The sequence below is a fragment of the Agromyces sp. Y782 genome (assembly GCF_059445405.1).
Genome location: NZ_JCAIUG010000001.1, coordinates 2,190,486 through 2,213,565, shown reverse-complemented (window position 1 = coordinate 2,213,565; position 23,080 = coordinate 2,190,486). Strand labels below are relative to the sequence as shown.

The 23,080-nt window shown below is 69.6% G+C and carries 24 protein-coding genes and 1 pseudogene; 15 read left to right on the top strand and 10 right to left on the bottom strand.

Annotated elements, in window-relative coordinates; all coding sequences use genetic code 11:
- Positions 1-110: 110 nt before the first annotated feature.
- Positions 111-1,292 carry an NAD(P)-binding domain-containing protein gene (locus AC1C2S_RS10275; RefSeq protein WP_495352419.1) on the bottom strand — a complete coding sequence of 394 codons (1,182 nt, stop codon included), beginning with the start codon at positions 1,290-1,292 and terminating at the stop codon, positions 111-113.
- A gap of 201 nt (positions 1,293-1,493) precedes the next feature.
- Between AC1C2S_RS10275 and AC1C2S_RS10270 the strand changes: the two genes are divergently transcribed.
- Positions 1,494-1,697, top strand: a complete 204-nt coding sequence (locus AC1C2S_RS10270; RefSeq protein WP_495352418.1) for a DUF3073 domain-containing protein — start codon at positions 1,494-1,496, stop codon at positions 1,695-1,697.
- 177 nt (positions 1,698-1,874) lie between these two features.
- Here AC1C2S_RS10270 and AC1C2S_RS10265 read toward each other — a convergent pair whose 3' ends face one another.
- A complete protein-coding gene (locus AC1C2S_RS10265; protein WP_495352417.1) occupies positions 1,875-2,633 on the bottom strand; it encodes an LLM class oxidoreductase in 759 nt (252 codons plus the stop codon).
- A gap of 17 nt (positions 2,634-2,650) precedes the next feature.
- Positions 2,651-3,754: a phosphoribosylformylglycinamidine cyclo-ligase gene (purM, locus tag AC1C2S_RS10260; RefSeq protein WP_495352416.1), complete on the bottom strand. Its 1,104-nt coding sequence runs from the start codon at positions 3,752-3,754 to the stop codon at positions 2,651-2,653.
- A gap of 69 nt (positions 3,755-3,823) precedes the next feature.
- On the opposite strand from purM, the gene AC1C2S_RS10255 reads away from it, so the two are divergent.
- The 3 genes from AC1C2S_RS10255 to purF all read left to right on the top strand — a co-directional run bounded on the left by AC1C2S_RS10255 (position 3,824) and on the right by purF (position 6,582).
- Positions 3,824-4,435 (top strand): zinc-binding alcohol dehydrogenase, encoded by a 612-nt coding sequence (locus AC1C2S_RS10255; protein ID WP_495352415.1) that lies wholly within the window; start codon positions 3,824-3,826, stop codon positions 4,433-4,435.
- Positions 4,436-4,547: 112 nt separating this feature from the next.
- Positions 4,548-4,979, top strand: coding sequence for a hotdog fold thioesterase (locus AC1C2S_RS10250; protein WP_495352414.1), 432 nt, complete (start codon positions 4,548-4,550; stop codon positions 4,977-4,979).
- A 145-nt stretch (positions 4,980-5,124) separates the two neighbouring features.
- On the top strand, positions 5,125-6,582 hold the full coding sequence (purF, locus tag AC1C2S_RS10245) for an amidophosphoribosyltransferase (RefSeq protein ID WP_495352413.1): 1,458 nt from the start codon (positions 5,125-5,127) through the stop codon (positions 6,580-6,582).
- A 48-nt stretch (positions 6,583-6,630) separates the two neighbouring features.
- Here purF and AC1C2S_RS10240 read toward each other — a convergent pair whose 3' ends face one another.
- Both AC1C2S_RS10240 and AC1C2S_RS10235 read right to left on the bottom strand, forming a co-directional pair.
- Positions 6,631-7,002: a hypothetical protein gene (locus AC1C2S_RS10240; RefSeq protein ID WP_495352412.1), complete on the bottom strand. Its 372-nt coding sequence runs from the start codon at positions 7,000-7,002 to the stop codon at positions 6,631-6,633.
- A gap of 93 nt (positions 7,003-7,095) precedes the next feature.
- The gene (locus tag AC1C2S_RS10235; protein ID WP_495352411.1) at positions 7,096-7,479 is read right to left on the bottom strand and encodes a sterol carrier family protein; all 384 of its coding nucleotides are present in this window, start codon (positions 7,477-7,479) and stop codon (positions 7,096-7,098) included.
- 60 nt (positions 7,480-7,539) lie between these two features.
- Here AC1C2S_RS10235 and purD point away from each other — a divergent pair, with 60 nt between their 5' ends.
- Both purD and AC1C2S_RS10225 read left to right on the top strand, forming a co-directional pair.
- Entirely contained in the window at positions 7,540-8,913 is a 1,374-nt protein-coding gene (gene purD / locus AC1C2S_RS10230) for a phosphoribosylamine--glycine ligase (protein WP_495352410.1), read from the top strand.
- A 62-nt stretch (positions 8,914-8,975) separates the two neighbouring features.
- Positions 8,976-9,923, top strand: coding sequence for a phosphoribosylaminoimidazolesuccinocarboxamide synthase (locus AC1C2S_RS10225; RefSeq protein ID WP_495352409.1), 948 nt, complete (start codon positions 8,976-8,978; stop codon positions 9,921-9,923).
- A 23-nt stretch (positions 9,924-9,946) separates the two neighbouring features.
- On the opposite strand, the gene AC1C2S_RS10220 is transcribed toward AC1C2S_RS10225, so the two are convergent.
- Positions 9,947-10,546, bottom strand: coding sequence for a class I SAM-dependent methyltransferase (locus AC1C2S_RS10220; RefSeq protein ID WP_495352408.1), 600 nt, complete (start codon positions 10,544-10,546; stop codon positions 9,947-9,949).
- A 118-nt stretch (positions 10,547-10,664) separates the two neighbouring features.
- Here AC1C2S_RS10220 and AC1C2S_RS10215 point away from each other — a divergent pair, with 118 nt between their 5' ends.
- The 4 genes from AC1C2S_RS10215 to AC1C2S_RS10200 all read left to right on the top strand — a co-directional run bounded on the left by AC1C2S_RS10215 (position 10,665) and on the right by AC1C2S_RS10200 (position 14,971).
- A complete protein-coding gene (locus AC1C2S_RS10215) occupies positions 10,665-11,144 on the top strand; it encodes a YybH family protein (RefSeq protein WP_495352407.1) in 480 nt (159 codons plus the stop codon).
- A gap of 130 nt (positions 11,145-11,274) precedes the next feature.
- Positions 11,275-12,117, top strand: a complete 843-nt coding sequence (locus AC1C2S_RS10210; protein ID WP_495353236.1) for a VOC family protein — start codon at positions 11,275-11,277, stop codon at positions 12,115-12,117.
- 408 nt (positions 12,118-12,525) lie between these two features.
- Positions 12,526-13,173 carry a TetR/AcrR family transcriptional regulator gene (locus AC1C2S_RS10205; RefSeq protein WP_495352406.1) on the top strand — a complete coding sequence of 216 codons (648 nt, stop codon included), beginning with the start codon at positions 12,526-12,528 and terminating at the stop codon, positions 13,171-13,173.
- 289 nt (positions 13,174-13,462) lie between these two features.
- Entirely contained in the window at positions 13,463-14,971 is a 1,509-nt protein-coding gene (locus AC1C2S_RS10200) for an MFS transporter (RefSeq protein ID WP_495352405.1), read from the top strand.
- Positions 14,972-15,200: 229 nt separating this feature from the next.
- Here the strand turns inward: AC1C2S_RS10200 and AC1C2S_RS10195 are convergent, their stop codons facing one another.
- On the bottom strand, positions 15,201-15,851 hold the full coding sequence (locus tag AC1C2S_RS10195; protein ID WP_495352404.1) for a TetR/AcrR family transcriptional regulator: 651 nt from the start codon (positions 15,849-15,851) through the stop codon (positions 15,201-15,203).
- A 189-nt stretch (positions 15,852-16,040) separates the two neighbouring features.
- Positions 16,041-16,275 (bottom strand): annotated as a pseudogene (locus AC1C2S_RS10190) (N-acetylmannosamine-6-phosphate 2-epimerase); the annotation flags it as partial.
- 27 nt (positions 16,276-16,302) lie between these two features.
- Between AC1C2S_RS10190 and kynA the strand changes: the two are divergent.
- The 5 genes from kynA to AC1C2S_RS10165 all read left to right on the top strand — a co-directional run bounded on the left by kynA (position 16,303) and on the right by AC1C2S_RS10165 (position 20,653).
- Complete coding sequence (kynA, locus tag AC1C2S_RS10185) at positions 16,303-17,181, top strand: tryptophan 2,3-dioxygenase (protein WP_495352403.1); 879 nt, start codon at positions 16,303-16,305, stop codon at positions 17,179-17,181.
- A gap of 74 nt (positions 17,182-17,255) precedes the next feature.
- Complete coding sequence (locus AC1C2S_RS10180; RefSeq protein WP_495352402.1) at positions 17,256-18,335, top strand: amidohydrolase family protein; 1,080 nt, start codon at positions 17,256-17,258, stop codon at positions 18,333-18,335.
- Between the two features lie 32 nt (positions 18,336-18,367).
- Complete coding sequence (locus AC1C2S_RS10175) at positions 18,368-19,591, top strand: kynureninase (RefSeq protein ID WP_495353235.1); 1,224 nt, start codon at positions 18,368-18,370, stop codon at positions 19,589-19,591.
- 94 nt (positions 19,592-19,685) lie between these two features.
- Positions 19,686-20,201, top strand: a complete 516-nt coding sequence (locus AC1C2S_RS10170; protein ID WP_495352401.1) for an EVE domain-containing protein — start codon at positions 19,686-19,688, stop codon at positions 20,199-20,201.
- Positions 20,198-20,653: a MarR family winged helix-turn-helix transcriptional regulator gene (locus tag AC1C2S_RS10165; protein WP_495352400.1), complete on the top strand. Its 456-nt coding sequence runs from the start codon at positions 20,198-20,200 to the stop codon at positions 20,651-20,653. Before AC1C2S_RS10170 ends, AC1C2S_RS10165 begins: the two co-directional genes overlap by 4 nt.
- A 168-nt stretch (positions 20,654-20,821) precedes the next feature.
- Here AC1C2S_RS10165 and AC1C2S_RS10160 read toward each other — a convergent pair whose 3' ends face one another.
- Positions 20,822-22,372: a DHA2 family efflux MFS transporter permease subunit gene (locus tag AC1C2S_RS10160; protein WP_495352399.1), complete on the bottom strand. Its 1,551-nt coding sequence runs from the start codon at positions 22,370-22,372 to the stop codon at positions 20,822-20,824.
- Complete coding sequence (locus tag AC1C2S_RS10155; protein ID WP_495352398.1) at positions 22,369-23,040, bottom strand: PadR family transcriptional regulator; 672 nt, start codon at positions 23,038-23,040, stop codon at positions 22,369-22,371. Before AC1C2S_RS10155 ends, AC1C2S_RS10160 begins: the two co-directional genes overlap by 4 nt.
- Positions 23,041-23,080 lie beyond the last annotated feature (40 nt).

The window sequence follows — 23,080 nt, the reverse complement described above, 5'->3', positions numbered from 1 at the left end:
ACCCGGTGCGGCGCCCCGCATCTGGGGCCCGTCGATCATCGGATACGGCTCGCACCACTCCACGTACGAGAGCGGCCGCGAGGCATTCCCGAGATGCCCGGGCAGTGCACCTAGAGCATCGCCATGATCTGGCGGGCGATCATGCGTCCAGCACGGTTCGCGCCGATCGTGGAGGCCTGCGGACCGTAGCCCGCCAGGAAGATCCGCGGGTCGCTCCACGCAGCGCCCTGGCCCACCGTGACGCCGCCGGCCTTCTCGCGGAGCTTCAGCGGTGAGAGGTGGCGCAGGTCGGGCCGGAACCCGGTCGCCCAGATGATGACGTCGGCGCGGGCCATGCCCGACTCGTCACCCTCCCAGACGACCCGGTCGCCCTCGATGCGGTCGAACACGGGTCGCGCGACGAGCAGGCCGCGCTCGATGCCCGCGGCGATGCGCCGGCTCCGGGGCACGCCGGTGCCGCTGACGATCGACGGCAGCGCACGACCCGAGCGCGCGGCCTCGTCTTGCATGGCCACGGCGGCGGATGCCCCTTCGAGGTCGAGCTCTTGGCGATCGAGCCAGTCGATCGGTCGGCGCGAGACCCACGTGAGCCCTGCCGCGACATTCTCGAGTTCGAGCATGAAGCCGATGGCGGAGGTGCCGCCGCCGACCACGACGACGTGCTTGTCGCGGAAGTCTTCGGCCTCGGTGTAATCCGAGGTATGCAGGTGCCGCCCGGCGAACTCGGTCATGCCGGGGTAGTACGGCACGAACGGCGAACCCCACGTGCCGGTGGCGTTCACGAGGAACTGCGTCGCGAGTTGATGCTGCGGCGCCGACGGGGCTTCGGGTTCTTCGAAGGTCTTGCGCCGCCGCCCGAAGAGACCGCGTGCGGCCTTCTGCTCTTCGAGGGCGAGGGGCTGCGGGGTGAGGTCTTCATATCGCACGAGCAGGTCGACGCCGTCGTTGGAGACCTGCCGTACATTCATGGGCCGTCGCACCCTGAGGTCGAAGTGTTCTTCGAACCGCCCGTAGTAGTCGGCGACGACGTCCTTCGCGGGCAGATTGCGGTCGGCAGTGTCGAAGCTGAGACCGAGTTCGGCCATGCCGGGCAGGTCGTTCACCCGGTGCGCGGTTCCGAGCCTGAGCGATGACCACCGGTGCTGCCATGCCCCGCCCGCGCCGGGCGCGCGGTCGAGCATCACGAAATCCTGATCGGCAACGAGCTCGAAGCGCCGCAGGTAGAACGCGACGGACAAGCCGGCCTGCCCTGCGCCGATCACTACGATCTTCACGCGTTCAGGGCTCGTCATCACCTGACAATCTCAGCACGGGTTGCTGTGTGCTCGCAGCACACGCGGCGAACGCCGGCATCCGACCGACAGCACGCCTGTGGAGGACGCCGAGCGCCCCCGACTCCGGTGCTAAACTGGCGGCCGGACGAATTCATTTATCAGATGAGCGCCGGGTGAAGAACACATCCCACCCGGCCAGATGTCGTAAGGGGGTCACGCATGGGGCGCGGCCGTCAGAAAGCCAAGCACACCAAGGTCGCTCGGGAGTTGAAGTATTTCAGCCCGAACACCGACTACAACGCGCTTGAGCGCGAGCTCACCAGCTCGCCGCATGACGATTACACCGAAGAAGCGGCGAAGTGGGCGGATTACTCCGCCGACGACGACGACACTTACGTCGCGGGCGATGAACAGCGCGCCTAGCGGGCGCTGTCTTCACCGACCTTCCCTCACGGTCTTCGTCACACCGGTCTGAGGTCGGCCCTCGACGGTTCTCACCGTGGACGGTGACGCCGTTTCGCGTGCGTGTGTGGCGATCCATCCGCGCCATGTCGACGTCGCTCGACGGCGCGTCATGACCGACTCGATGCACACGACCGCTCAGGAGGCGCCGCGCCACCCGGCCGCCGTCTCGACGAAGCGCTCGAGTTCGGCGAGTGAGCCCGTCGAGTTGATCGCGCGCAGCACGATCTCGTCGACCGCGGCGTCATAGGCGGAGAGACCCGCCGCGTCGGTGATCGTCGCGTCGATCGCGCGGATGCCGAGGCGGGCGAAGTTCGCGGCGTACGAGGGAACGGTCTCGTAACGCTCGGCCTCGACTTCGAGCGCCGGGCGCGCATCGGCGTCGGTGATCGTGCGCACGTAGAGCACACTGCTCACCTTCCGCGATCGGGCCGCGGTGCGGAGCTCGCGCGTCGCGTCGGCGGCCGCCACTGGGGTGAGCCAGTTGAGGACGACCCCGTCGGCCTGCTCGGCGGCGAGCCGCCGCATGCGTGGGCCGAGCGCGCCCACCATGATCGAGACGTCACTCGTTTCGCGAAGCGAGGCGATGCCCTGCTCGACGAGCGCGAGCGAACGGGCCGCTCCCCCGGAGCCGACGCCGATCACCGTGCGCTCAGCGGGGAGCCCGGCGAAGTCGAGCGAGTCGACGGGCCGCCGGTCGAGCGGGATCACCCCCGTCGCGAGCCGGAGCGAGTCGGTGACGCCGGCTGCGACACGCAGCCCGGCGAGCGAGTCGCCGCCGGGGATGTCGTTGAGCCACAGCGCCGAGAACCCGAGCCGCTCGATGCGCGGCGCCAGCGCCCGCACGATCGACGGGTCGGTGGTGCCGATGAGTCCGATCGAGACCTGCGTGCGCATGATTTGGTCGACCCCGGTCAGCTCGCGTAGGAGCCGACGAGCCGCACGGCGCCGCCGTCGACGCCCTTGGCGCCCTGCTCGAAGCCCGTGAGATCTCGGTCGCCGATCGTCACGGTGCCCGCCTGCCAGGCCGGCAGGCCGAGGGCGCCGAGTGCCGAGATGACGGATGCCGCGGCATCCGCTCGCACGACGGCGAAGAAGCCGATGCCGAGGTTCCATGTGCCTTCGGTCGACTCGAGCGTGGTGCCCGCGAGCTCGTTGAGCACGCGGAACACGGGTGCGGGCGACCACGTCGACCGGTCGAGCTCGACCCACGAGCCGAGGGGCAGCACGCGCGCGAGGTTCGCGGCGATGCCGCCGCCGGTGACGTGCGAGAGCGAGTGCACGGCGTCGCCGTGCCGGCCGGCGAGCAACTCGACGAGCGGGCCCGAATAGAGGCGGGTGGGTTCGAGCAGGGCCTCGCCCCACGTCGTGCCCAGTTCAGCAGAGGCATCCGTGTACCCGAGGCCCGCGCCCGACAGGATGTGCCGCACGAGCGAGAAGCCGTTGGAGTGCAGGCCGCTCGAGGCGATCGCGAGCACGACGTCACCCGACTCGACGCGCTCGGCGCCGAGCATCTTGTCGGCCTCGACCACGCCGACGGCCGCGCCGGCGACGTCGTAGTCGTCTTCGCCCATGAGCCCGGGGTGTTCGGCGGTCTCGCCGCCGACGAGTGCGGTGCCCGTCTCGGCGCACGCCAAGGCGATGCCCGTGACGATCGAGGCGATGCGCGCGGGTACGACCTTGCCGCACGCGATGTAGTCGGTCATGAAGAGCGGCTTCGCGCCGACCACGACGATGTCGTCGACGACCATGCCCACGAGGTCTTGCCCGATGGTGTCGTGCTTGTCGAGCGCCTGAGCGATCGCGATCTTCGTGCCGACACCGTCGGTCGAGGTCGCGAGCAGCGGCCGCGCGTAGTCTTTCGCGAACGAGAGGTCGAAGAGCCCCGCGAAACCGCCGAAGCCGCCGACCACGTTCGGCCCGTGTGTGGCGGACACCGCCTCTTTCATGAGTTCGACGGCGAGATCCCCCGCGCGTGTGTCGACTCCGGCAGCAGCATAGGACGAGTTCGAGGTCACCCGTCAAGCGTACCCGCGCGCCGCGCGCCGAACCGTGCCGTTCCCGCTCAGGCGGACTAAAATACACCCATGCAGCCGGAAGGCACGCCGTCGTGGGTGATCCGTGAGAATGCGAGTCGCCCGGTGCTCCTCGCCCTCTATCTGCGTGAGGTGCTCTCGATCGCCTCGCCCGTCGAGCTGCCGCGACTGCGCGACGTGGGCGCCGTCGGCGACCGCCTCGAGATCGACCAGCACGACCTGCTCGAACGCCAATGGCGTGCCTGGTGGGCGATGACGGTCGAGCCCGAGGCGCATCCATCGCCCGTGCCACTCGAACTCGTCGAAGAGTTCGAGACGGACGTCGCACTGCCGCTCTCCGAGGCCGAGGTGCTCGCCGCCGCGATCGTGCCGCACGCCGAGGCCGCACGGGCCTGGGCCGACTGGGCGCACGAGGGCTACCGCACGGCGTCGGCCTCTCGCCGCGGAGATTCGTACCGCGCCTACGCCGGCACGATCGCCGAGCACGAGCGGGAGGTCGGTCGCCGCGCCCACTCCTTCGAGCTGAACGTCGAGGTCGTGCCCTTCGCGGCGGCCGGCGTCTGGTGGATCGGTGCGATGACCGTCGCGGTCACCGATTCGCTGCGGTCGGATGCCTCGGCGTTCGACGATGCCATGCACCCGATCATCGCCGAGCTCGCGTGACGCACCGCACTTTCAGGGCGAACCGAGAAGTCGCAGATGGCGAGTTCACCGTGCGGCAACCCACCATCTGCGACTTCTCGAGGCCGTGCACGCGCGTGCCAGACTCGGTGGCATGAGCATCTGGTTCGGCGAGCCCTCACTCGAGTGGGCGAACTCGCGCGATGACACGCTGATCCGCGCGCTCGGCATCGAGATGACCGAGACCACCGATCACTCCCTCAAGGGGCGCATGCCGGTCGACCACCGCACCCGTCAGCCCGGCGGGGTGCTGCACGGCGGGGCATCCGTCGCCCTCGCAGAGACGCTCGCGAGCTGGGGCTCGACGCTCACCGTCGACCCCGCGAAGTTCTACTGCGTCGGCATGGAGATCAACGCGAACCACGTGCGCCCGGTCGCCGAAGGCTGGGTCTACGGCGAGGCCACGCCCCTCACGCGCGGTCGTACGACCCAGGTCTGGGAGATCAAGATCACGGATGCCGCGGGCAAGCTCGTGTGCATCTCACGGTGCACGATGGCCGTGCTCGCGAAGCCGACGGAGTACTGATTCCACCCTTCGACGGACTCGGGGAACGGGCGAGTGTGCTCAGCTGAGCGGAGGTCGCCGTTCAGGCAGCTCACACGCGCGCGTGTGCGAGGATTGAGGCGTCCTGCTCGGACAATTCCCCCACCTTCGAGGAGCCATCGCTCGCATGTGCGGCATCGTCGGAATCGTCTCCACTGAACCGGCCAACCAGCAGATCTACGACAGTCTGCTGCTCCTGCAGCACCGTGGCCAGGATTCGACGGGCATCGCGACTGCTGAAGGCCCCGTGTTCCACATGGCGAAGGCCCGCGGGCAAGTGCGCGAGGCGTTCCGCACGCGCGACATGCGCTCGCTCATCGGCAACATCGGGCTCGGGCACGTGCGGTACACGACGAAGGGTGCCGCCGAGCGCGAAGAGGAGGCGCAGCCGTTCTACGTGAATGCGCCGTACGGCATCATCCTCGTGCACAACGGCAACCTCACGAACACCCGTGAGCTGTCGGAAGACCTCTTCCGCATCGACCGCCGTCACGTGAACTCGACGAGCGACACCGAGATGCTGCTCAACGTGCTCGCCACAGAGCTGCAGGGCCGGATCACCGGGCTCGACCTCGACCCCGACCAGGTCTTCACGGCCGTCGAGCAGGTGCACGAGCGCGTCGAGGGCTCCTACGCCGTCATCGCGCTGATCGCCGGTTACGGGCTGCTCGCGTTCCGCGACCCGTTCGGTATCCGCCCCCTCATCCTCGGCCGTCGCACCGCCGACAACGGGCGCGACGAGTGGATCGTGGCTTCGGAATCGCTCGTGCTCGAGTCGGGCGGCTACGAGATCGTGCGCGACGTGCACCCCGGCGAGGCGATCTTCATCGGCCTCGACGGCCAGATGATCTCGCGTCAGTGCGCGAAGAACGCGGTGCTCGTGCCCTGCTCATTCGAGTACGTCTACCTCGCGCGGCCCGACTCGATCATGAACGGCATCTCGGTCTACGAGGCGCGCCTGCGCATGGGCGACCGGCTCGCGACGACGATCGAGACGCACATGAGCAAGGGTGATATCGACGTCGTCATGCCGATCCCCGACTCGTCGCGGCCCGCCGCGATGCAGGTCGCGCAGAAGCTCGGCATCGAGTACCGCGAGGGCTTCTACAAGAACCGCTACGTCGGCCGCACGTTCATCATGCCCGGCCAGGCGGAGCGCAAGCGCTCGGTGCGCCAGAAACTCAACGCCATGGGCACCGAGTTCAAGGGCAAGAACATCCTCATCGTCGACGACTCGATCGTGCGCGGCACGACCTCGAAAGAGATCGTCGAGATGGCTCGCGCGGCCGGCGCCAACAAGGTGACCTTCACCTCGGCCGCTCCGCCGGTTCGCTTCCCGCACGTCTACGGCATCAACATGCCGAGCCGGCAGGAGCTCATCGCCTACGACCGCAAGATCCCCGAGATCGCCACCGAGCTGAGTGCCGACCACATGATCTACCAAGAGGTCGCCGACCTCCAGGCCGCGATCACCGACGGCACGTCGATCGAACGGCTCGACCTCTCGTGCTTCACGGGCGAGTACGTCACCGGCACGGTCACCGAGGAGTACCTCGGCTGGGTGGAGCGCACGCAGCTCAGTTGACGGCTTCAATTCGAGGCTGACGGATGCCGCGGCATCCGTCACTCTTCGCTACTGGTCGACGGGGTGGATCGTCTCGTGCTCAACGGCAACGGCCTTCGCCCGGTGCGCGGTCGCCCGGTCGATGACGAGCGCGACGCCTGCACCGAGCGCGACGCCGATCGTGGCGCAGACCAGCAGCAGGAAGCCGAACACCTGGCCCTTGTCGAACTCCGCGTTGTCGGGGAAGGCGATCGTGAGGATGAGCGCGACGACGACGCCGACCAGTGCACCCAGTGCGATGAACCGCGGGTAGCGCGGTGCACGTCGCACCGTGACCGTGTCGCGCGTGACGTCGGTCTCGACCGGCTCGGCCGAGATCGCATCCGCACCCGGCTCGGTGCGGTGCTCGGCGGATTCCGGGGCGTTCGAGGGATCGGTCACCCCTCCATTGTCCCGCACCCGCGCGTGTCCCGCACCCGCGCGTGTCCCGCACCCGCGCTTCGACGGCGACGGGAGGGGCATGCGCCGAGCACCTCAGCGCACGATCGGCAGCACCTCGGTGAGGTCGGCACGCTGGCCCGAGGCGTGCACGCGCCCGGTCGCCCGGGCATCGGTCCACGAGAGCGTGCCCGTCGCGAGGGCGAGCCACGTCGAGGCATCCGTTTCGACGACGTTCGGCGGGGTGCCGCGCGTGTGCTTCGGGCCCTCGATGCACTGCACCGCACCGAACGGCGGCACCCGCACCTCGACGGTGCCGCCGGGCGCCTGCTCGGCGAGCAGCTGCAGCGAGTAGCGCACCGCGAGCGCGAGGGTCGAACGGTCGACGGATGCGGACGCCTCCGCACCCCCGGCCGTCACCGTCTGCACGACCGTCACCGCCGCCCGCCCGATGTCGTCGCCGATCCTCACCCGTGCCATGCCTCCATCATCCCGCACGGAGTTTCGCCGGGCTCCCCGAGCAACGGGTAACCTGAACCGGTGAGAATCCTGGTCCTCGGCTCGGGCGCGCGCGAGCACGCCATCATCCTCGCGCTCCTCGACGAGGAGGCCGGACACGAGATCATCGCGGCGCCGGGCAACGCGGGCATCGCGGCATCCCCCACCTCGTCGGCGCGCGGCAGCGTGACCACGATCGCGCTTGACCCGACCGACCCCGGGCTCGTCACCGACTACGCCCTCGACAACGACATCGAGTTCGTCGTCATCGGCCCCGAGGCGCCGCTCGTCGCGGGCGTCGCCGACGCATTGCGCACCCGCGGCATCGCCGTGTTCGGGCCCGGCAAGGCGGCCGCCGCCCTCGAGGGATCGAAGACCTTCGCCAAGCGCGTCATGGAGGCGGCCGACGTTCCAACCGGCCGGGCGAACCTCGCCGAAACGCTCGACGACGTCCAGGCGACGCTCGACGAGTTCGGCGCCCCCTACGTCGTGAAGGCCGACGGGCTCGCCGCCGGAAAGGGTGTGCTCGTCACCGACGACCGCGCGGCCGCCGTCGCACATGCGGCTCATTACCTGCAGCAGGGCCCCGTGCTCATCGAGGAGTTCCTCGATGGTCAAGAGGTCTCGCTCTTCCTCCTCTCCGACGGCACCAACGTGTTGCCGCTCTCGCCCGCACAGGACTACAAGCGTCTGCGCGACGGCGACGGCGGCCCCAACACCGGCGGCATGGGCGCGTACTCGCCGCTGCCGTGGCTCGATGACGCCGACGACGGCCGCGGTGGCCGCTTCGGCAGCGAGCACGCCTTCGTCGACGAGGTCATCGAGACGATCGCGCTGCCCACCGTGCGCCAGCTCGCCGCCGAACAGACGCCGTTCATCGGGCTGCTCTACGCGGGGCTCATCCTCACCTCGCGCGGCATCCGCGTGATCGAGTTCAACGCCCGCTTCGGCGACCCCGAGACGCAGGTCGTGCTGCCGCGCCTCGACACGCCGCTCTCGGGCCTGCTCTACGCCGCCGCGACGGGCGGGCTCGGCTCACTGCCCCGTCCGGTCTTCCGAGCGGATGCCGCGGTGACGGTCGTGCTCGCGAGCGAGGGGTACCCCGAGGCCCCAGAGACCGGGCGCCCGATCGAGGGCATCGAGGCCGCGGCATCCGTGCCCGGAGTGCACCTCGCGCACGCGGCGACCGCGATCGGTGCCGCGACCGACAGCGGCGCTGGCAACGGCGCCGGCACTGGCGCTGGCGCTATTGCCGCCGAATTGCCGCTCATCGCCACCGGGGGCCGCGTGCTCAACGTCGTGGCCGTCGGCAACGGTTTCGCCGAGGCGCGCCGTCGCGCATACGAGGCGCTCGGTCACCTGCGCCTCGAGGGCGGCCAGTACCGCACCGACATCGCGGCTCGCGTCGCCGAGTAGCTCAGCGCACTTTCGCGCACATCCGGTCCACCACTGCTAGGTGACGCTCGTAAACTGGAGCGGTGACCGAATCGCAGGAGCACCCCGGCTGGACCCACGTCTACTCGGGCAAGGTGCGCGACCTGTACGTGCCGACCAAGGTGCTCGACGATGACGACACCTGGACGGGCGATCCGCTGAGCCTCTCGCCCGTGGTGCTCGTGGTCGCGACCGACCGCATCAGCGCCCTCGACCGGGTGCTCTCGCCCGCGATCCCGGGCAAGGGCGCGATGCTCACGAGCCTCACTCACTGGTGGTTCGATCAGCTGCCCGAAGTGCCGAACCATCGCGCGTACCCTCTCGACGATCGGCTCCAGACGCTCGAACTGCCCGAGGTTCCGGTCGAACTCGCCGAGCGGGCGACGCTGTGCCGCACGCTCGACATGTTCCCCGTCGAGTGCGTCGTGCGCGGCTACCTCACCGGCTCGGGTTTCAAGGAGTACCAGGCGACGGGTGCGATCGGCGGCTTCCCGCTGCCCGAAGGTCTCCAGAACGGCGATCGTCTGCCCGAGCCGATCTACACTCCCGCGTGGAAGGCGCCGCTGGGCGAGCACGACGTGAACATCTCGTACGAGCGCACCGTCGAGCTCGTCGGCGACGTCGTGGCAGCACAATTGCGTTCGCTGTCACTCGAGATCTTCGCCCGTGCGTCGGTGATCGCCGAGGTGCGCGGCCTCATCCTCGCCGACACGAAGTTCGAGTTCGGCGCCGATCGCGCCACCGGCATCGTGACCCTCGGCGACGAGGTGCTCACGAGCGATTCGAGCCGCTACTGGGATGCCGCGACGTACGCCAGCGCCGCGACCCCCGAGCTGCGCATGGCGAGCTTCGACAAGCAGCCCGTGCGTGACTGGCTCGCCGCCAACTGGGACGAGACCGTCTCGGAGCAGCCCCCGACGCTCCCCCACGAGATCGTCGAGCAGACCGCCGCGCGCTACCGCGAACTGCTCGAGCGCTTGACGTCGGCGTGACCCCTGGAGCCTGACCGCACGGGTCACGCGGGGCGGCGCCAGCGCAGCACGTAGCGGTAGTACATGCCACGGCGCACGCGGACACCTGGGAGTTCCTCCTCGGCTGTGCGGCGGATCTCGCCGAGTCCCGTCCGCGCCGGCGCGACTCGGACGCCGACCTCGCGCTCTTCGTGATGCATCCAGGAGCCGAGACGGATGAAGGGCAGGAGCGCTCCCGAGATGATCCAGTCGAGGACCGTCACGTTCGCGGCGAGCCCGACGACCACGAGCTCCCCGCCAGGCGCGAGTAGCGAGCGAGCTCGGCGAAGTGCATCCCTGAGGTCCATGTGGTGAATCACGGCAACGAAGGTGATGAGGTCGAAACGCTGCGTACCCGGATCGAACGTGGTGAAGTCGGCGACGGAGACCTCGACGTTGTCGACACCGCCCGTTCGATCAAGCGCTCGCTCGATGCTCTCGGGGTCACTGTCGATGCCCAGCACAGTGGTCGCCGACGGGGCGAGTCGCACCACGAGCAGACCGTCGCCGCAGCCGACGTCGAGCACCGACCCACGGTGCCGGCCGGCGATGCGCTCGAGCAGCGGGTGATACGCGGTGTTGTGATTCCAGTAGCTCTCTGGCATCCCTGAATTCTGCCCGAAGGTGCCATGGCCATCTTGGGCTGCACCGTCGGCTGTCGAATTGACGCCCGCCGGTTCGTCGCTCCCTTGAGGGTGCCGCTTCGGGCATCGAGGAGGCGGTATGTCCACGTTCGAGCAACTCAACGATGCGGTCGCGATCGACACGGTCGCGATCGACGCGATCGCCGTGCGCTGGGTCGTCACGCAGCGCGCTGCCGCGATCCGTTCGCGCGACTCGGAGTATCTGGCCTCCCGATACACCGACGACGCCGTGACGTTCGGCGTCGCTCCGCCGATTGTCGCTCGCGGCGGTGAAGCGCCCCACGTCGCCTGGCTGCACCTCTGGTTCACCCGGTTCCGTGGTCGCCTCGGCTACGAGGTGCGCGATCTCACCGTGAGCGTCGCGGGCGAGACCGCATTCTGCGTCAGCCACGACGAGTTCACGGCGCGCGCACGTGGCCTGCGCCGAGAGCGCGCGCGCTTCACGACGACGCTCGGACTGCGACGTGTGAACAAAACCTGGCGCGTCGCCACCGAGCACCTTCGCATCGAGCAGGATGCCGGGCGCCCGTCGGGCAGGACCGGACGCAGGCGCGCATGAGTGCGGCGTCGCCACGGCAGGGTCGGCCGGCGCGTATGGAATACGTGCGAAGCGGCATCCGTTATCATTAGTTGTGACTACAACCAATGGCCGACGCGGCGGAACCGGCCTCCTCGCCGCCGACACCGGCATGGGCGCCGTGACGCTGCGCGTCGGCGACCTCGACGCCATGATCCGCTATTACCGCGACGGCGTCACCCTCGAGCTGCTCAGCCACGACGGCCCGGTCGCCGTACTCGGACGCGGCGCCACGCCGATCGTGATCCTCGAGCACGCCCCCGAGCTGAAGCACGCGAGCCCCCGCGACGCCGGCCTCTTCCACACCGCGATCGTCTTCGACACGCGCGAGGCACTCGCCACCGCGATCTACGCCGTCGCCTCGAAGTACCCGGGCAACTTCACCGGCAGCGCCGACCACCTCGTGAGTGAGGCGTTCTACTTCACCGACCCCGAGGGCAACGGCGTCGAACTCTACTTCGACCGCGACCGCTCGCAGTGGAGCTGGGTCCATGGCACCGTCGAGATGGCAACCCTGCACCTCGACCCGAACGAGTATCTGCGCGAACACCTCACCCAAGGCGGGGCGGATGCCGCGGCATCCGGCACCGGCATCGGCTCCGCCGTCGTGGGCCATGTGCACCTTTCGGTCGGCGACGTTGCGAGCGCGCGCGAGTTCTACGTCGAGCGACTCGGCTTCGAGACCACGGCGAGCATGGGCGACCAGGCGCTGTTCGTCTCGGCCGGCGGCTACCACCACCACATGGCGATGAACACGTGGAACAGCCGGGGTGCCGGCCGCCGCAGTCTCGCCCTCGGACTCGGCAAGGTCGAGATCCTGGTGCCGAGCGCCGATGACCTCGGCGCACTCGGCGAGCGGATGTCGCACGCTCGAGTCGCCACCCGCGACGACGGCCGCACGCTCGCGTTCGACGACCCGTGGGCGAACCTCGTCGAGGTTCGCGCCGCCGACTGAGTCGCGCTCACCTGCGCCTTCCAGCCCGCCCCATCCCCATCCGGCCTCCTCACCCGTGGCCCTGCGCCCCGATCCACGGGCCTGCAGTAATTCAGGCGCAGTAGTTCAGGAACCCAGGCGCAGTAATTCAGGTCGGGAGGGGCGTCGGAACGCCAGTGCCGGCCGACACGCCGCGAACGCGGCGCGCGACGCGCCTCCCGACCTGAGTTGCTGGCGGGGCGAGGTGGGGTGGGACGAAGTGGGGTGGGGTGAGGCGGCCGAGGTAGGCGAGGTAGGGGCGGCGGGGTGGATCGGGCGAGGTAAGTCGGGCGAGGTGGATCGGGCGAAGTAAGTCGGGCGAAGCAGGGGCGGGTTGGCGCACGGCGGGAGAGTTGCGGACGACGTGTGAGTGAGTGTACAGTCACTCATATGGCAATCAAGCTCTCCACCGCAGAGGAACGACGACCGCTCGTGATCGCCGCCGCAATCGCCGCGTTCGCCCGCTCGGGCTACCGCGGCACCACGGTCGCCGATGTCGCCGCCGAGGCGCGCATCTCTTCGGCGTACGTCTTCAAGCTCTTCCCGGGCAAGGAGCAGCTCTTCGTCGGCGCGCTCGAGGCTTGCTTCGACCGGGTCTTCGAGTCGCTCTCACGCGGCGCCGAGACGGCGGCGGTGCAGACCCCCGACGGCGTGCTCGACTCGATGGGCGGCGCCTACGCCGAGCTCATCGCCGACCGAGACCTTCTCATGCTGCAGGTGCACGCGCAATCGGCAGCCGACGTGCCCGAGATCGGCGCTGCGCTGCGCCGCGGATACCAGCGCGTCACCGAGTTCGCGTCGACACGGTCGGGGGCGACGGATGCCGCGGTGCAGCAGTTCATCGCATTCGGCCAGCTCTGCCACCTCGTGGTGACCCTCGGCATCGACGAGTCGACCGAGCACTGGGCGGCAGCACTGGCCGCCGGCATCCGGCACCCGAGCTTCGCGCCCGGCTCCGTCACCCCAGATTCCCCAGCTACACCAGACTCCCCAGCCACGCCAGGGACCCAAGTCACCCCAGAATCGCTCGTACCGTGAGCGTCGCCCCACCCCGAACGACCCGCCCTGCACGAGAGGACGTACTGCAATGACGTCCGAACGTGTCATGCGCCGGGTCGCCCCGATCGCACTCCTACTCCTCGACCTGGCCATATTCCCCGCCTGGTCGTAGACCCCATGTTCCCCGCCTGGTCGTAGACCCCATGTTCCCCGCCTGGTCGTAGACCGCATGTTCCCCGCCTGGTCGTAGACCCCGGACGCCCACTCGACGTGGGCTCGCCTTTTGTCCTCAATAGTGATTGATCATTCACTCACAGATTGGAATCTCATGACCACCACGAATCCCGCACTTCACACCGAGGCCCGGTCGCAGCAACTCGCTGCGGTCTCGGCTCCGGTCGTCCCTTCCCAAGCCGGGCCCGCCGGGCCCGCCGGGCCCGCACCCGATCGCGCTTCCCGCCGCTGGTGGGCGCTCGGCGCACTCGCGCTCGCCCAGTTCCTCGTCGTGCTCGACGCATCGATCGTGAACATCGCGATCCCGAGCCTCGGCGCCGACCTCGGACTCGACCAGGGCGCCCTCGCGTGGGTCATCACGGCCTACGTATTGCCGTTCGGCAGTCTGCTGCTGCTCGGCGGGCGGCTCGCCGATCGCTTCGGCCACCGCAACGTGTTCCTGATCGGCACGATCGGGTTCGTCGCGGCATCCGTCGCCGCCGGCCTCACGACCGACGGCACGTGGCTGCTCGCGGCGAGGGCCTTGCAAGGCGCATCAGCCGCACTGCTCGCACCGGCATCACTCGCGCTCGTCACTCGGCTCTTCACGACCACGGCCGATCGCGCGAAGGCGCTCGGCATCTGGGGCGCCGTCGCCGGGGCCGGCAGCGCTGCCGGAGTACTCGCCGGCGGCCTGCTCACCGCGGCATTCGGCTGGGAAGCGGTCTTCTTCGTGAACGCGCCCATCGGGGCGATCGTGCTCGCATCGACACCGTTCCTCGTCGCCCGCGATCGGCGCGGCGCGGCGACCACGCTCGACCTTCCGGGTGCGGCCACCGTCACCGCCGGCCTCGTCGCCCTCGTCGCAGGCCTCTCCAATGCCGAAGCGCTCGGCTTCGGGCATCCGCTGGTCATCGCCCTGCTCGGTGCAGGTGCAGCTCTGCTCGTGGCCTTCGTCGCCATCGAGCACCGCACGGCCTCCCCCCTCTTGCCGCTGGTGCTCTTCCGCAACCGCGCGGTGACGGCCGGCAATATCGTCATCGTGCTCGTCGGAGGCGCGATGGTCGCGCTGTTCTTCGCGCTCTCCGTGTTCCTGCAGGAGCAGCTCGGCTTCGACGCCCTCGCTGCCGGCCTCTCGCAGCTGCCACTCGCCGGCGCCCTCGTCGTGGTCGCCGGTACGGTGCCGCCGCTCGTCTCGCGCTTGGGCATCCGGCCCGTGCTGACGACCTCGCTGCTCACGCTCGCAGGCGGGCTCGGCTGGCTCGCCGCAGCGCCCGTCGACGCGGAATTCCTCGTGCACGTGCTCGGCCCGAGCCTCCTCATCGGCGTGGGCCTCGGTGGAGCGTTCGTCACCGCGACCCAGCTCGCGGTCGACGGGGTGGACGGCGGTGAATCGGGGGTCGCCGGCGGCCTCGTCAACACGAGCCAGCAGATCGGCGGTGCGCTCGGACTCGCGGTGCTCGCCGCGGTGAGCGGCGCCGTCTCCGCCGGGCTCGCCGAGTCCGGGGCGAGCGTCGAGGTTGCGGCGGCCGGCGGATTCCGCGCGGTGTTCATCGGCGCAGGCATCGCCGCCGTGTTCGCGGCAGCGGCCGCGGTCGGCATCCGCCGTCGAGCGGCGCGCTGATCGCAGCATCCGCACCCCAGCCCTTCACCCTTCACCCCCACGCACCACGCACCACGCACCACGCACCACGCACCACCCTCCACGCACCACCCACCACCTCGCAGCAATTCAGGTCGGGAGTCGTGTCATGAGACGCGATCACGGCGTGTCGGGCGGCCACCGCCCACGACACGCCTCCCGACCTGAATTGCTGCAGTGCTCGAGTGGCACGATGACGGGGCGCGCAGCGTCAGCTCGGCGCGGGAGTCGGCCCCTTCGCGTGCGACATGTCGTGGAAGGCGTCGAAATCCTGGCCAGGCACGGGCATCGGCGTCGTACCCGGTCGCGCGCGGAGACCGTCGAGCACGATCGTGAGCTGCCGACGCCAGAACGGCAGGTATTCGCTACCGTACTGTCCGAGCGAGCCGAGCATGTCGACGAGCACGCTGAGATCGACCGCCGTGACATCGGCACGGAGTGATCCCTCGGCTTGCGCCCGCGCCACGAGTCCGTCGATCACCGGCTCGAACTCGGCGCCCGGACGGTATGAGGGATCGAGCTCGGCGACCCGTCGCATGATGGCCGGCAGGAACGGCGAATCGGCGACCCAGGCGCCGAGGCGCTCGACGTAGAGCTCAACGGATCGCCAGGCGGTCTCGGCACCGAGGATCTCGGGAGCGAGGTCGTGCAATTCGCCCACGGCGTCGTCGTAGAGCTCCCTCACGAGTGCGTCGCGGTTCGGAAAGTGGCGATACACCGTGCCCGCGCCGACGCCCGCGCGAACCGCGAGTTCGTCGAGTGGAGCGTCGATACCGCGTTCCGCGAAGAGTCGTCGCGCCTCGCCGAGCAGTCGTTCGTGGTTGTATCGCGCATCACGACGGGACGAGGTCGACGAACTCACCGCTTCACTGTACGCGCGACGATCGAGTATGATTCGGAGAGTCGTCTCCGTTTACCCGAAAAAAGGTGGCGACATTCCCTCTAGGGGAGAGGGAGTTCGGCGCGGCGGGCAACGAGCCGGTTCATCCGGGACGGGGGCGCCCGCCGCGTCGTTCCCGAGCAGGCGGAGCCCGGCGCGGCCGGGCGGAGGTCAGCGGGCGACGGCCGCCGCGAACCAGCCGGCGATCGTCGCAGGATGCGTGACGCTGTGCCGACGACGACCGCGAACGCACCGGCGTCGACGCACGCCTGGCCTGCGCCGGCGTATGCACGCGCCCCTCAGCGATGACGGGCACGCCGAGCCGAGCAGCGAATTCGGCGAGCACCTCGAGGTCCGGCTCATCCGTCACCGCCCGTTCTCCGGTGCAGCCGCACAGGGTGGTGCCCGGATGCCCCGTGGCTAGGCTGGAGCCGTGACTGAACACGAGAGCGCGGTCGACGGGGTCGAAGCGAACACGCGCACGATCGAGGCATCCGTCGTCACCGACTTCAGTGATCGCATGAGTTACGGCGGGTACCTCGACCTGCCCACGCTGCTCGCCGCGCAGCGGCCGATCTCGCGGCCCGAGCACCACGACGAGCTGCTGTTCATCATCCAGCACCAGACCACCGAGCTGTGGCTCAAGCTCGTGCTGCACGAGCTCGAGACCGCGCGCGACCTGCTGCGCGCCGACGAACTCGCCCCCGCGCTGAAGTGCGTCGCGCGCGTCAAGCACATCCAGAAGACGTTGACCGAGCAGTGGTCGGTGCTCGCGACGCTCACCCCGACCGAGTACGCGCAGTTCCGCGGCGTGCTCGGCAACGCGAGCGGCTTCCAGTCGTACCAGTACCGCGCGGTCGAGTTCGTGCTCGGCAACAAGAACGCGAAGATGATGCAGGTCTTCGAGTCGGATGCCACGGCGAGCGCGACCCTCAGACACGCCCTCGACTCCCCGAGCCTCTACGACGAGTTCCTCCGCCTCCTCGCCCGGGCCGGCTACCCGGTGCCGGCATCGATCCTCGAGCGCGACGTGACGCAGGCGTGGACCTTCGCCCCTGAACTCGTACCCGTCTTCGCGACGATCTACGCGAATACCGATGAGCACTGGGCCGCATATGAGACGTGCGAAGAGCTCGTCGACCTCGAGGACAACTTCCAACTCTGGCGGTTCCGCCACCTGAAGACCGTCGAGCGCATCATCGGCAACAAGACCGGCACCGGCGGGTCGAGCGGCGCGTCCTTCCTGCGCCGCGCCCTCGACCTCACCTTCTTCCCCGAGTTGTACGCCGTGCGCACCGAGATTCCGGGCTGAGGATGTCGCCCACTCACGCGTTCCCTGCTTCCGGGGGTGGATTCCGGCCACCAGAGCGCGAGCAGGCCGCCGATTTGGCGAGAAGTGACCCCCGTAACGCGAAACTCGGGCTCGGGCCGCTCGCCCGACCCGCGCGCCGTTCCCTCGGCGGTGGCGGCGAGCAGGCCGGCGAGACCGGCACAATGCTGCCGCCGCTCATCGACCATCACGTGCACCTCGAAATGGTGCAACCCGAGGCCGCGGTGACGGGCGGCATCGCGGCGGTCGTCGATCTGGGGGCGAACCCGGCCGTCATCGCCGCGCTCGCGGCCCTCGACGGATTGCCGCACGTGCAACACGCCGGTGCGTTCCTCACCGCACCGGGCGGGTACCCGAGCGATCGGGACTGGTTGCTCCCCGGGAGCCTGCGCGAGGTGCCGCTCGTCGGCGACATCCGCGCCCCGTATCGCGGCGAGCTCTCGACCGCGATCGAGACCATCGTCGAGGAGCAGCGGGCGTTCGGAGCATCGCTCGTGAAACTCGTGATGAACTCCGATGCGGGGCCGGTGTTCGATCCGGCGACGCTCGATGCGATCGTGCGGGCGGCGCGCGTGGCCGGGCTCCTCGTCGCGGTGCACGCCGAAGGCGCCGGAATGGCCGAACGTGCGATCGCCGCCGGCGCCGACGTACTCGTGCACACGCCGTGGACCGAAGGGCTTCCGAGCGAGCTCGTGCTGCAGGCGGCATCCGCTGGCCAGATCTGGATCTCGACCCTCGACATCCACGGTCGCGGTGAGGTGACGCCCGACCTTCGGCGAGCCGTCGACAACCTCAGCAGGTTCCGTTCGGCCGGCGGGCGTGTGCTCTACGGCACCGATCTCGGCAACGGCGTGCTGCCCGACGGGGTGAACTCCGGCGAGCTCGCTGCGCTCGTGAGCGCCGGCCTCACGGCACCCGACATCCTGACCGCCATCACCGACCCCTGGCCGGCCGTCGACGCGCCGCATTCGCTCGAGGGCATCGCGACCTTCGTGCCCGGCCCGGCGCCGGCGACCCTCGACGAGCTGCCCGGCTGGCTCGCGAGCGCCCGGATCTCACCCATCGAAGACCTCGAGCCCCTCGACGGCCGCCCCGCCCGCGACCACACCCGCACCGACCACCTGGAGCCCCGGTGACCCACGACCCGCATCTCGCCTTCGCCCGCCGCATGGATCGCGCCGACGGGCTCGCCCACTATCGCAAGCGCTTCGCGGGAGCGGAGACCGACCTCGTGTACTTCGACGGCAACTCGCTCGGCCGGCCGCCGGTGTCGGCGATCGAGCGGGTCGAGCGCTTCCTCCGCGAGGACTGGGGCGGGCGCCTCATCCGCGGCTGGGATGAAGCGTGGCTGCAGCTGCCCACCGAGATCGGCGATCGCATCGGCCGCGCCGTCATCGACGCGAAGGCCGGACAGACGGTGATCGGCGACTCGACCACGGTGCTGCTCTACAAGCTCGCCCGCGCAGCGGTCGACGCCCAGGTCGCCCGCAACCCCGTGCGGCGCGAGATCGTCGTCGACACCGACAACTTCCCGACCGACCGCTACGTGCTCGACGGCATCGCCCGTGAGACGGGCACCCGCCTGCGGTGGATCGAGACCGACACCTCGAGGGGCGTGACGCCCGAGCAACTCGCCGAAGCCGTCGGCCCCGAGACCGCGCTCGTCGTGGTCTCGCATGTCGCCTACCGCTCTGCGTACCTCGCCGACGCCCCCGAGCTGACCCGCATCGCCCACGACGCCGGCGCCCTCATCCTCTGGGATCTCTGCCACTCGGCCGGTTCCGTGCCGGTGAAGGCCGACATCTGGGGCTTCGACCTGGCCGTCGGATGCACCTACAAGTACTTGAACGGCGGCCCGGGGTCACCCGCCTTCGCGTACGTTCGCGACGACCTGCATGCGGTGCTGACCCAGCCGATCCAGGGCTGGTGGGGCACCACCGACATGTTCGCAATGGGGCCCGACTACGAGCCGGTGCCAGACATCCGCCGTTTCCTCTCGGGCACGGCGCCGATCGTCGGCATGCTCGCGATGGAGGAGACCCTCGCGATGATCGAGGAGGCCGGCATGCCGGCGCTCCGCGCGAAGTCGGTCGCACTCACCGAGTTCGCGATCACCCTCGCCGACGACTGGCTGGCTCCGCTCGGCGTGACCCTCGCCTCGCCCGCCGACGCCGACGAGCGCGGCGGTCACGTCGCACTGCACCATGCCGCGATGCGCGAGGTGACCGCCCGGCTCTGGCAGCGCGACGTGATTCCCGACTACCGCGACCCCGGTGGGCTGCGCATCGGCCTCTCACCGCTGTCGACGAGCTTCGAAGAGGTGCACCGCGGGCTCGCCGCCACGCGCGACACCCTGAAGACGGTGCTGCTCGAGCGGGCCGGGCTCGCCTGAACGCGAACGGGTTCTGAGCGCGAGAGGTTCTTCCGATATTAGTATGCGCGCATACTAAATTCATGGAAGACTCCCACCTTACGAAAGCCACCGCATGAGCGCCTGGCTCGGCGTCGCCTCGGCCGAACACGTACGCCGGGGAGTCGCCCTCGGCATCGCGCAGATCGGTCACGGCAAGCGCAGCGGCCTCGCTCGCATGCAGAGCGGCGACGCCATCGTGTATTACTCGCCGACCGAGCGCCTCGGCGACGGCGTGCCGCTCAAGCAGTTCACCGCCATCGGCCGCGTCGCCGACGACGTGGTCTGGCAGGCCGACGAGGGCGACTTCCACCCGTTCCGCAGGCGAATCGACTGGGCCGACGCGAGTCCCATCGCGGTCGATGAGGTGCGCGATCGACTCGCCCTCACGGCGCAGCCGAACTGGGGTTACCAATTGCGCCGCGGCCTGCTGCCACTCGACGCCGGGGACCTCGAGGTGCTGCTCGCGGCGATGCACGCGACTCTGCGGGCATCAGGGGCTGCGGGGGCGTCTGGGTCATCGGGGTCGACGACGACGACGCCGACGCCGGGGTCGGCCCCGGCGCCGGGGCCGACCTCGACGCCGCGATGAACTCGCAACGGCTGTCGAGCGCGTTCGACGACCCCTCGGCGAGTCCGGGCCTGCTGCTCTGGCAGGCGACGAACGCCTGGCAGGCCGTGCAGCGTCAGACGCTCGCCCCGTTCGACCTCACCCACGTGCAGTTCGTGCTGCTCGCCGCGCTCACCTGGTTCGAAGCCGACGAACCCATCACCCAACGCGAGCTGGCCGAGCATGCTCGCACCGACCCGATGATGACCTCGCAAGTGCTGCGCACGCTCGAGCGCAAAGGGCTCATCGTGCGTGCGCCGCATCCGACCGACGCCCGCGCCCGGGCGCTGTCGGTGACCGAAGCCGGGGCCGAACTCGCGAACCGTGCGAACGCCGCAGTCGAGGCGACCGATCACCGCTACTTCGGCCGGCTCGACCGCGACCTCGGCGCGTTCATCGAGGCGCTCGGCCGGCTCGCCCGGGCGGCCGACTGACCGGCGAGCACCGACCGCCGCGCACTGACCGCCGCGCACCGACCGCCAAGCAGCGGCAGGAGAGCGCGTACCCGCCCCGGCGCGACCCGGTCGCGCCGGCGCAACGGCGACGCTCGGCGGGCGGCTCACGCAGTGACGCACTGCGCGGCCGCCGCGGCGAGGAGCTCGCTATTCCGCCACGCGCACGCTGGGGTCGGATGCCTCGCCGGCACGTTCCGCCGAGGCATCCGTTGCCCGTGCTGCCTGCCCCTGACTTTGCCCCCAGGCGACGGTGACCTTGGGCTTCGCGAAGAACAGCACCACGACGGCGCCGAGTCCGAATGCCACGACCGAGAGCCAGAGCGATTGCGACATCGCGGCGGAAAAGCCCTCGGCGATCTGGGCCGGCAGCGCGCCACCGGTACCGCCGGCCTGCTGAACGGCCTCGGTGTCGAATCCGGGCAGCTCGGCCACGAGTCGTGCGTTCAGCAACGCGGCGATCGCCGCCGAGCCGAGCACGGCGCCGACCTGTCGGGTCATGTTGTAGACGCCCGAGCCGGCGCCCGCCTGCGCCGTCGGCAGGTTGCGGGTCGCCGTCGAGGCGAGCGGAGCCCAGATGCCCGACAGGCCGATTCCGAGCGCGGCCGACGGCAGCAGCAGCAGCCACAGCTCGGCGTCGGGCGTGAGCACCTCCGCGTACCAGCCGAGGGCGAGGGCGACGATCGTGAACCCGAAGAAGGCGATCCACTTCGGGTTGACGCGGTCGCTGAGCTTGCCGACGAGCGGGGCCATGATGCCCGTCGTCACGGCCATCGGCGCGAGCATGAGCGCCGCCTGGGTGGGCTCGAGACCCCGTGCGATCTGGAAGTAGAACGCGAGCGGCAACGGCATCGCCGTGATCGCGAGGCCGACGAGCGTGATCGATGCGTTGGAGAGCGAGAAGTTGCGGTCGCGGAAGAGGCCGAGCGGCAGCAGCGGTTCGGCGCGGTTGAAGCGCTGCCAGACCACGAATGCCACGAGCACGACGATGCCCGAGATGATGAGGCCCCACACCGTGATCGGCCCGGTGATCGTGCCCCAGTCGTAGGTCGCACCCTCCTGGATGCCGAAGACGAGCAGGAACATGCCGACGGCGCTCAGCACGACTCCCAGCCAGTCGAATCGGTGCGAGTGCGTCTCGAGGTTCGGCACGAGCCGCCAGGCGGCGACGAACGCGACGATACCCACGGGCACGTTCACGAAGAAGATCCACTCCCAGCCGAGCGAGTCGACGAGCACACCGCCGAGGATCGGGCCAACGAGCGTCGCGATTCCCGCGACGGCGCCCCAGAGGCCCATCGCGGCGCCGCGCTTGTCGGGCGGGAAGATGCGCGTGATGACCGCCATCGTCTGCGGGGTCATGAGCGCAGCGCCGATGCCCTGCACCGCGCGGGCGGCGATGAGCATCGTGATGTCGCCCGAGAAGCCGCACCAGAGCGAGGCGAGCGTGAAGATCACGAGGCCGACGAGGTAGACGCGCTTCGGCCCGAAGCGGTCGCCGAGGCGCCCGGTGATGAGCAACGGCACGGCGTAGGCGAGCAGGTACGCGCTCGTCACCCAGATCACCGCGGTGAGGTCGGTGTCGAGGTCGGTGAGAATCGCGGGGTTCGCGATGGAGACGATCGTCGAGTCGACGAGGATCATGAAGAAGCCGATGACGAGCGCCCACAGGGCGGGCCACGGCTTGGCGATCTGGTTCACGGTGTCCTTCGAAAGTCTGAGGTTGGATCTGAGATTGGATCTGAGATTGGATCTGAGATTGGATCTGAGATTGGGCCTGAGGTTCGGTCCGAGGTCATGCCCGAGTTCGGGTCCGGCCAGGTGAGCGAACCGGACTCGAGGTCGCCGATGGTCTGCTCGAGCCAGCGCGACTCGGCCACGAGCATCGCCCGGGTGTAGTGCACGTTGAGCACGTGGTGCCGCTCGACGCCCTTGGAGGCGATGTGTTCGAGCGCCGTGTCGATGTAGCCGATCGTCGCGCCCATCGCCTCGAGTCGTTGCCGCAGCAGCGGAGCCGCCTCGCCGACGGGGAGGTTGTGCGCCTCGCCGATCGCGACCGGGAACTCGGGGTATTCGTTGACGTACTCGCGCAGCATCTCGGCGAGTGTGTGGAGCAGCGCCTGCCGACCGGCATCCGTGATCGCATAGACGGTGCGCTCCGGCCGGTTGCCCGAGCGTTCGACACCGCACTCGGCGATGAGGCCATCGGCCGCGAGCCGCTCGACCGCCCGGTAGAGCGAACCCGCGCTCACCTTGACGACGCGGTCCTCACGTCGCTGGAGCATCAGCTGGTACATCTCATACGGATGCATCTCGCGCTCGGCGAGGAGCGCGAGGGAGGAGACCGCGAGCGGGTTGAGTCGTGACATCCGCTCCCCCTCTCTTCTGCTCTTCTTCGAAAGCCGATGT

Coding starts and splice junctions, on each gene's coding strand:
- AC1C2S_RS10250 (WP_495352414.1), top strand. CDS start 4,548: ATGAGCATCTGGTTCGGCGAGCCCTCACTCGAGTGGGCGAACTCGCGC.
- AC1C2S_RS10175 (WP_495353235.1), top strand. CDS start 18,368: ATGGATCGCGCCGACGGGCTCGCCCACTATCGCAAGCGCTTCGCGGGA.
- AC1C2S_RS10270 (WP_495352418.1), top strand. CDS start 1,494: ATGGGGCGCGGCCGTCAGAAAGCCAAGCACACCAAGGTCGCTCGGGAG.
- AC1C2S_RS10170 (WP_495352401.1), top strand. CDS start 19,686: ATGAGCGCCTGGCTCGGCGTCGCCTCGGCCGAACACGTACGCCGGGGA.
- AC1C2S_RS10275 (WP_495352419.1), bottom strand. CDS start 1,292: ATGACGAGCCCTGAACGCGTGAAGATCGTAGTGATCGGCGCAGGGCAG.
- purF (WP_495352413.1), top strand. CDS start 5,125: ATGTGCGGCATCGTCGGAATCGTCTCCACTGAACCGGCCAACCAGCAG.
- AC1C2S_RS10210 (WP_495353236.1), top strand. CDS start 11,275: ATGGGCGCCGTGACGCTGCGCGTCGGCGACCTCGACGCCATGATCCGC.
- AC1C2S_RS10165 (WP_495352400.1), top strand. CDS start 20,198: ATGAACTCGCAACGGCTGTCGAGCGCGTTCGACGACCCCTCGGCGAGT.
- AC1C2S_RS10155 (WP_495352398.1), bottom strand. CDS start 23,040: ATGTCACGACTCAACCCGCTCGCGGTCTCCTCCCTCGCGCTCCTCGCC.
- AC1C2S_RS10235 (WP_495352411.1), bottom strand. CDS start 7,479: ATGGCACGGGTGAGGATCGGCGACGACATCGGGCGGGCGGCGGTGACG.
- AC1C2S_RS10255 (WP_495352415.1), top strand. CDS start 3,824: ATGCAGCCGGAAGGCACGCCGTCGTGGGTGATCCGTGAGAATGCGAGT.
- AC1C2S_RS10205 (WP_495352406.1), top strand. CDS start 12,526: ATGGCAATCAAGCTCTCCACCGCAGAGGAACGACGACCGCTCGTGATC.
- AC1C2S_RS10215 (WP_495352407.1), top strand. CDS start 10,665: ATGTCCACGTTCGAGCAACTCAACGATGCGGTCGCGATCGACACGGTC.
- AC1C2S_RS10200 (WP_495352405.1), top strand. CDS start 13,463: ATGACCACCACGAATCCCGCACTTCACACCGAGGCCCGGTCGCAGCAA.
- AC1C2S_RS10265 (WP_495352417.1), bottom strand. CDS start 2,633: ATGCGCACGCAGGTCTCGATCGGACTCATCGGCACCACCGACCCGTCG.
- AC1C2S_RS10220 (WP_495352408.1), bottom strand. CDS start 10,546: ATGCCAGAGAGCTACTGGAATCACAACACCGCGTATCACCCGCTGCTC.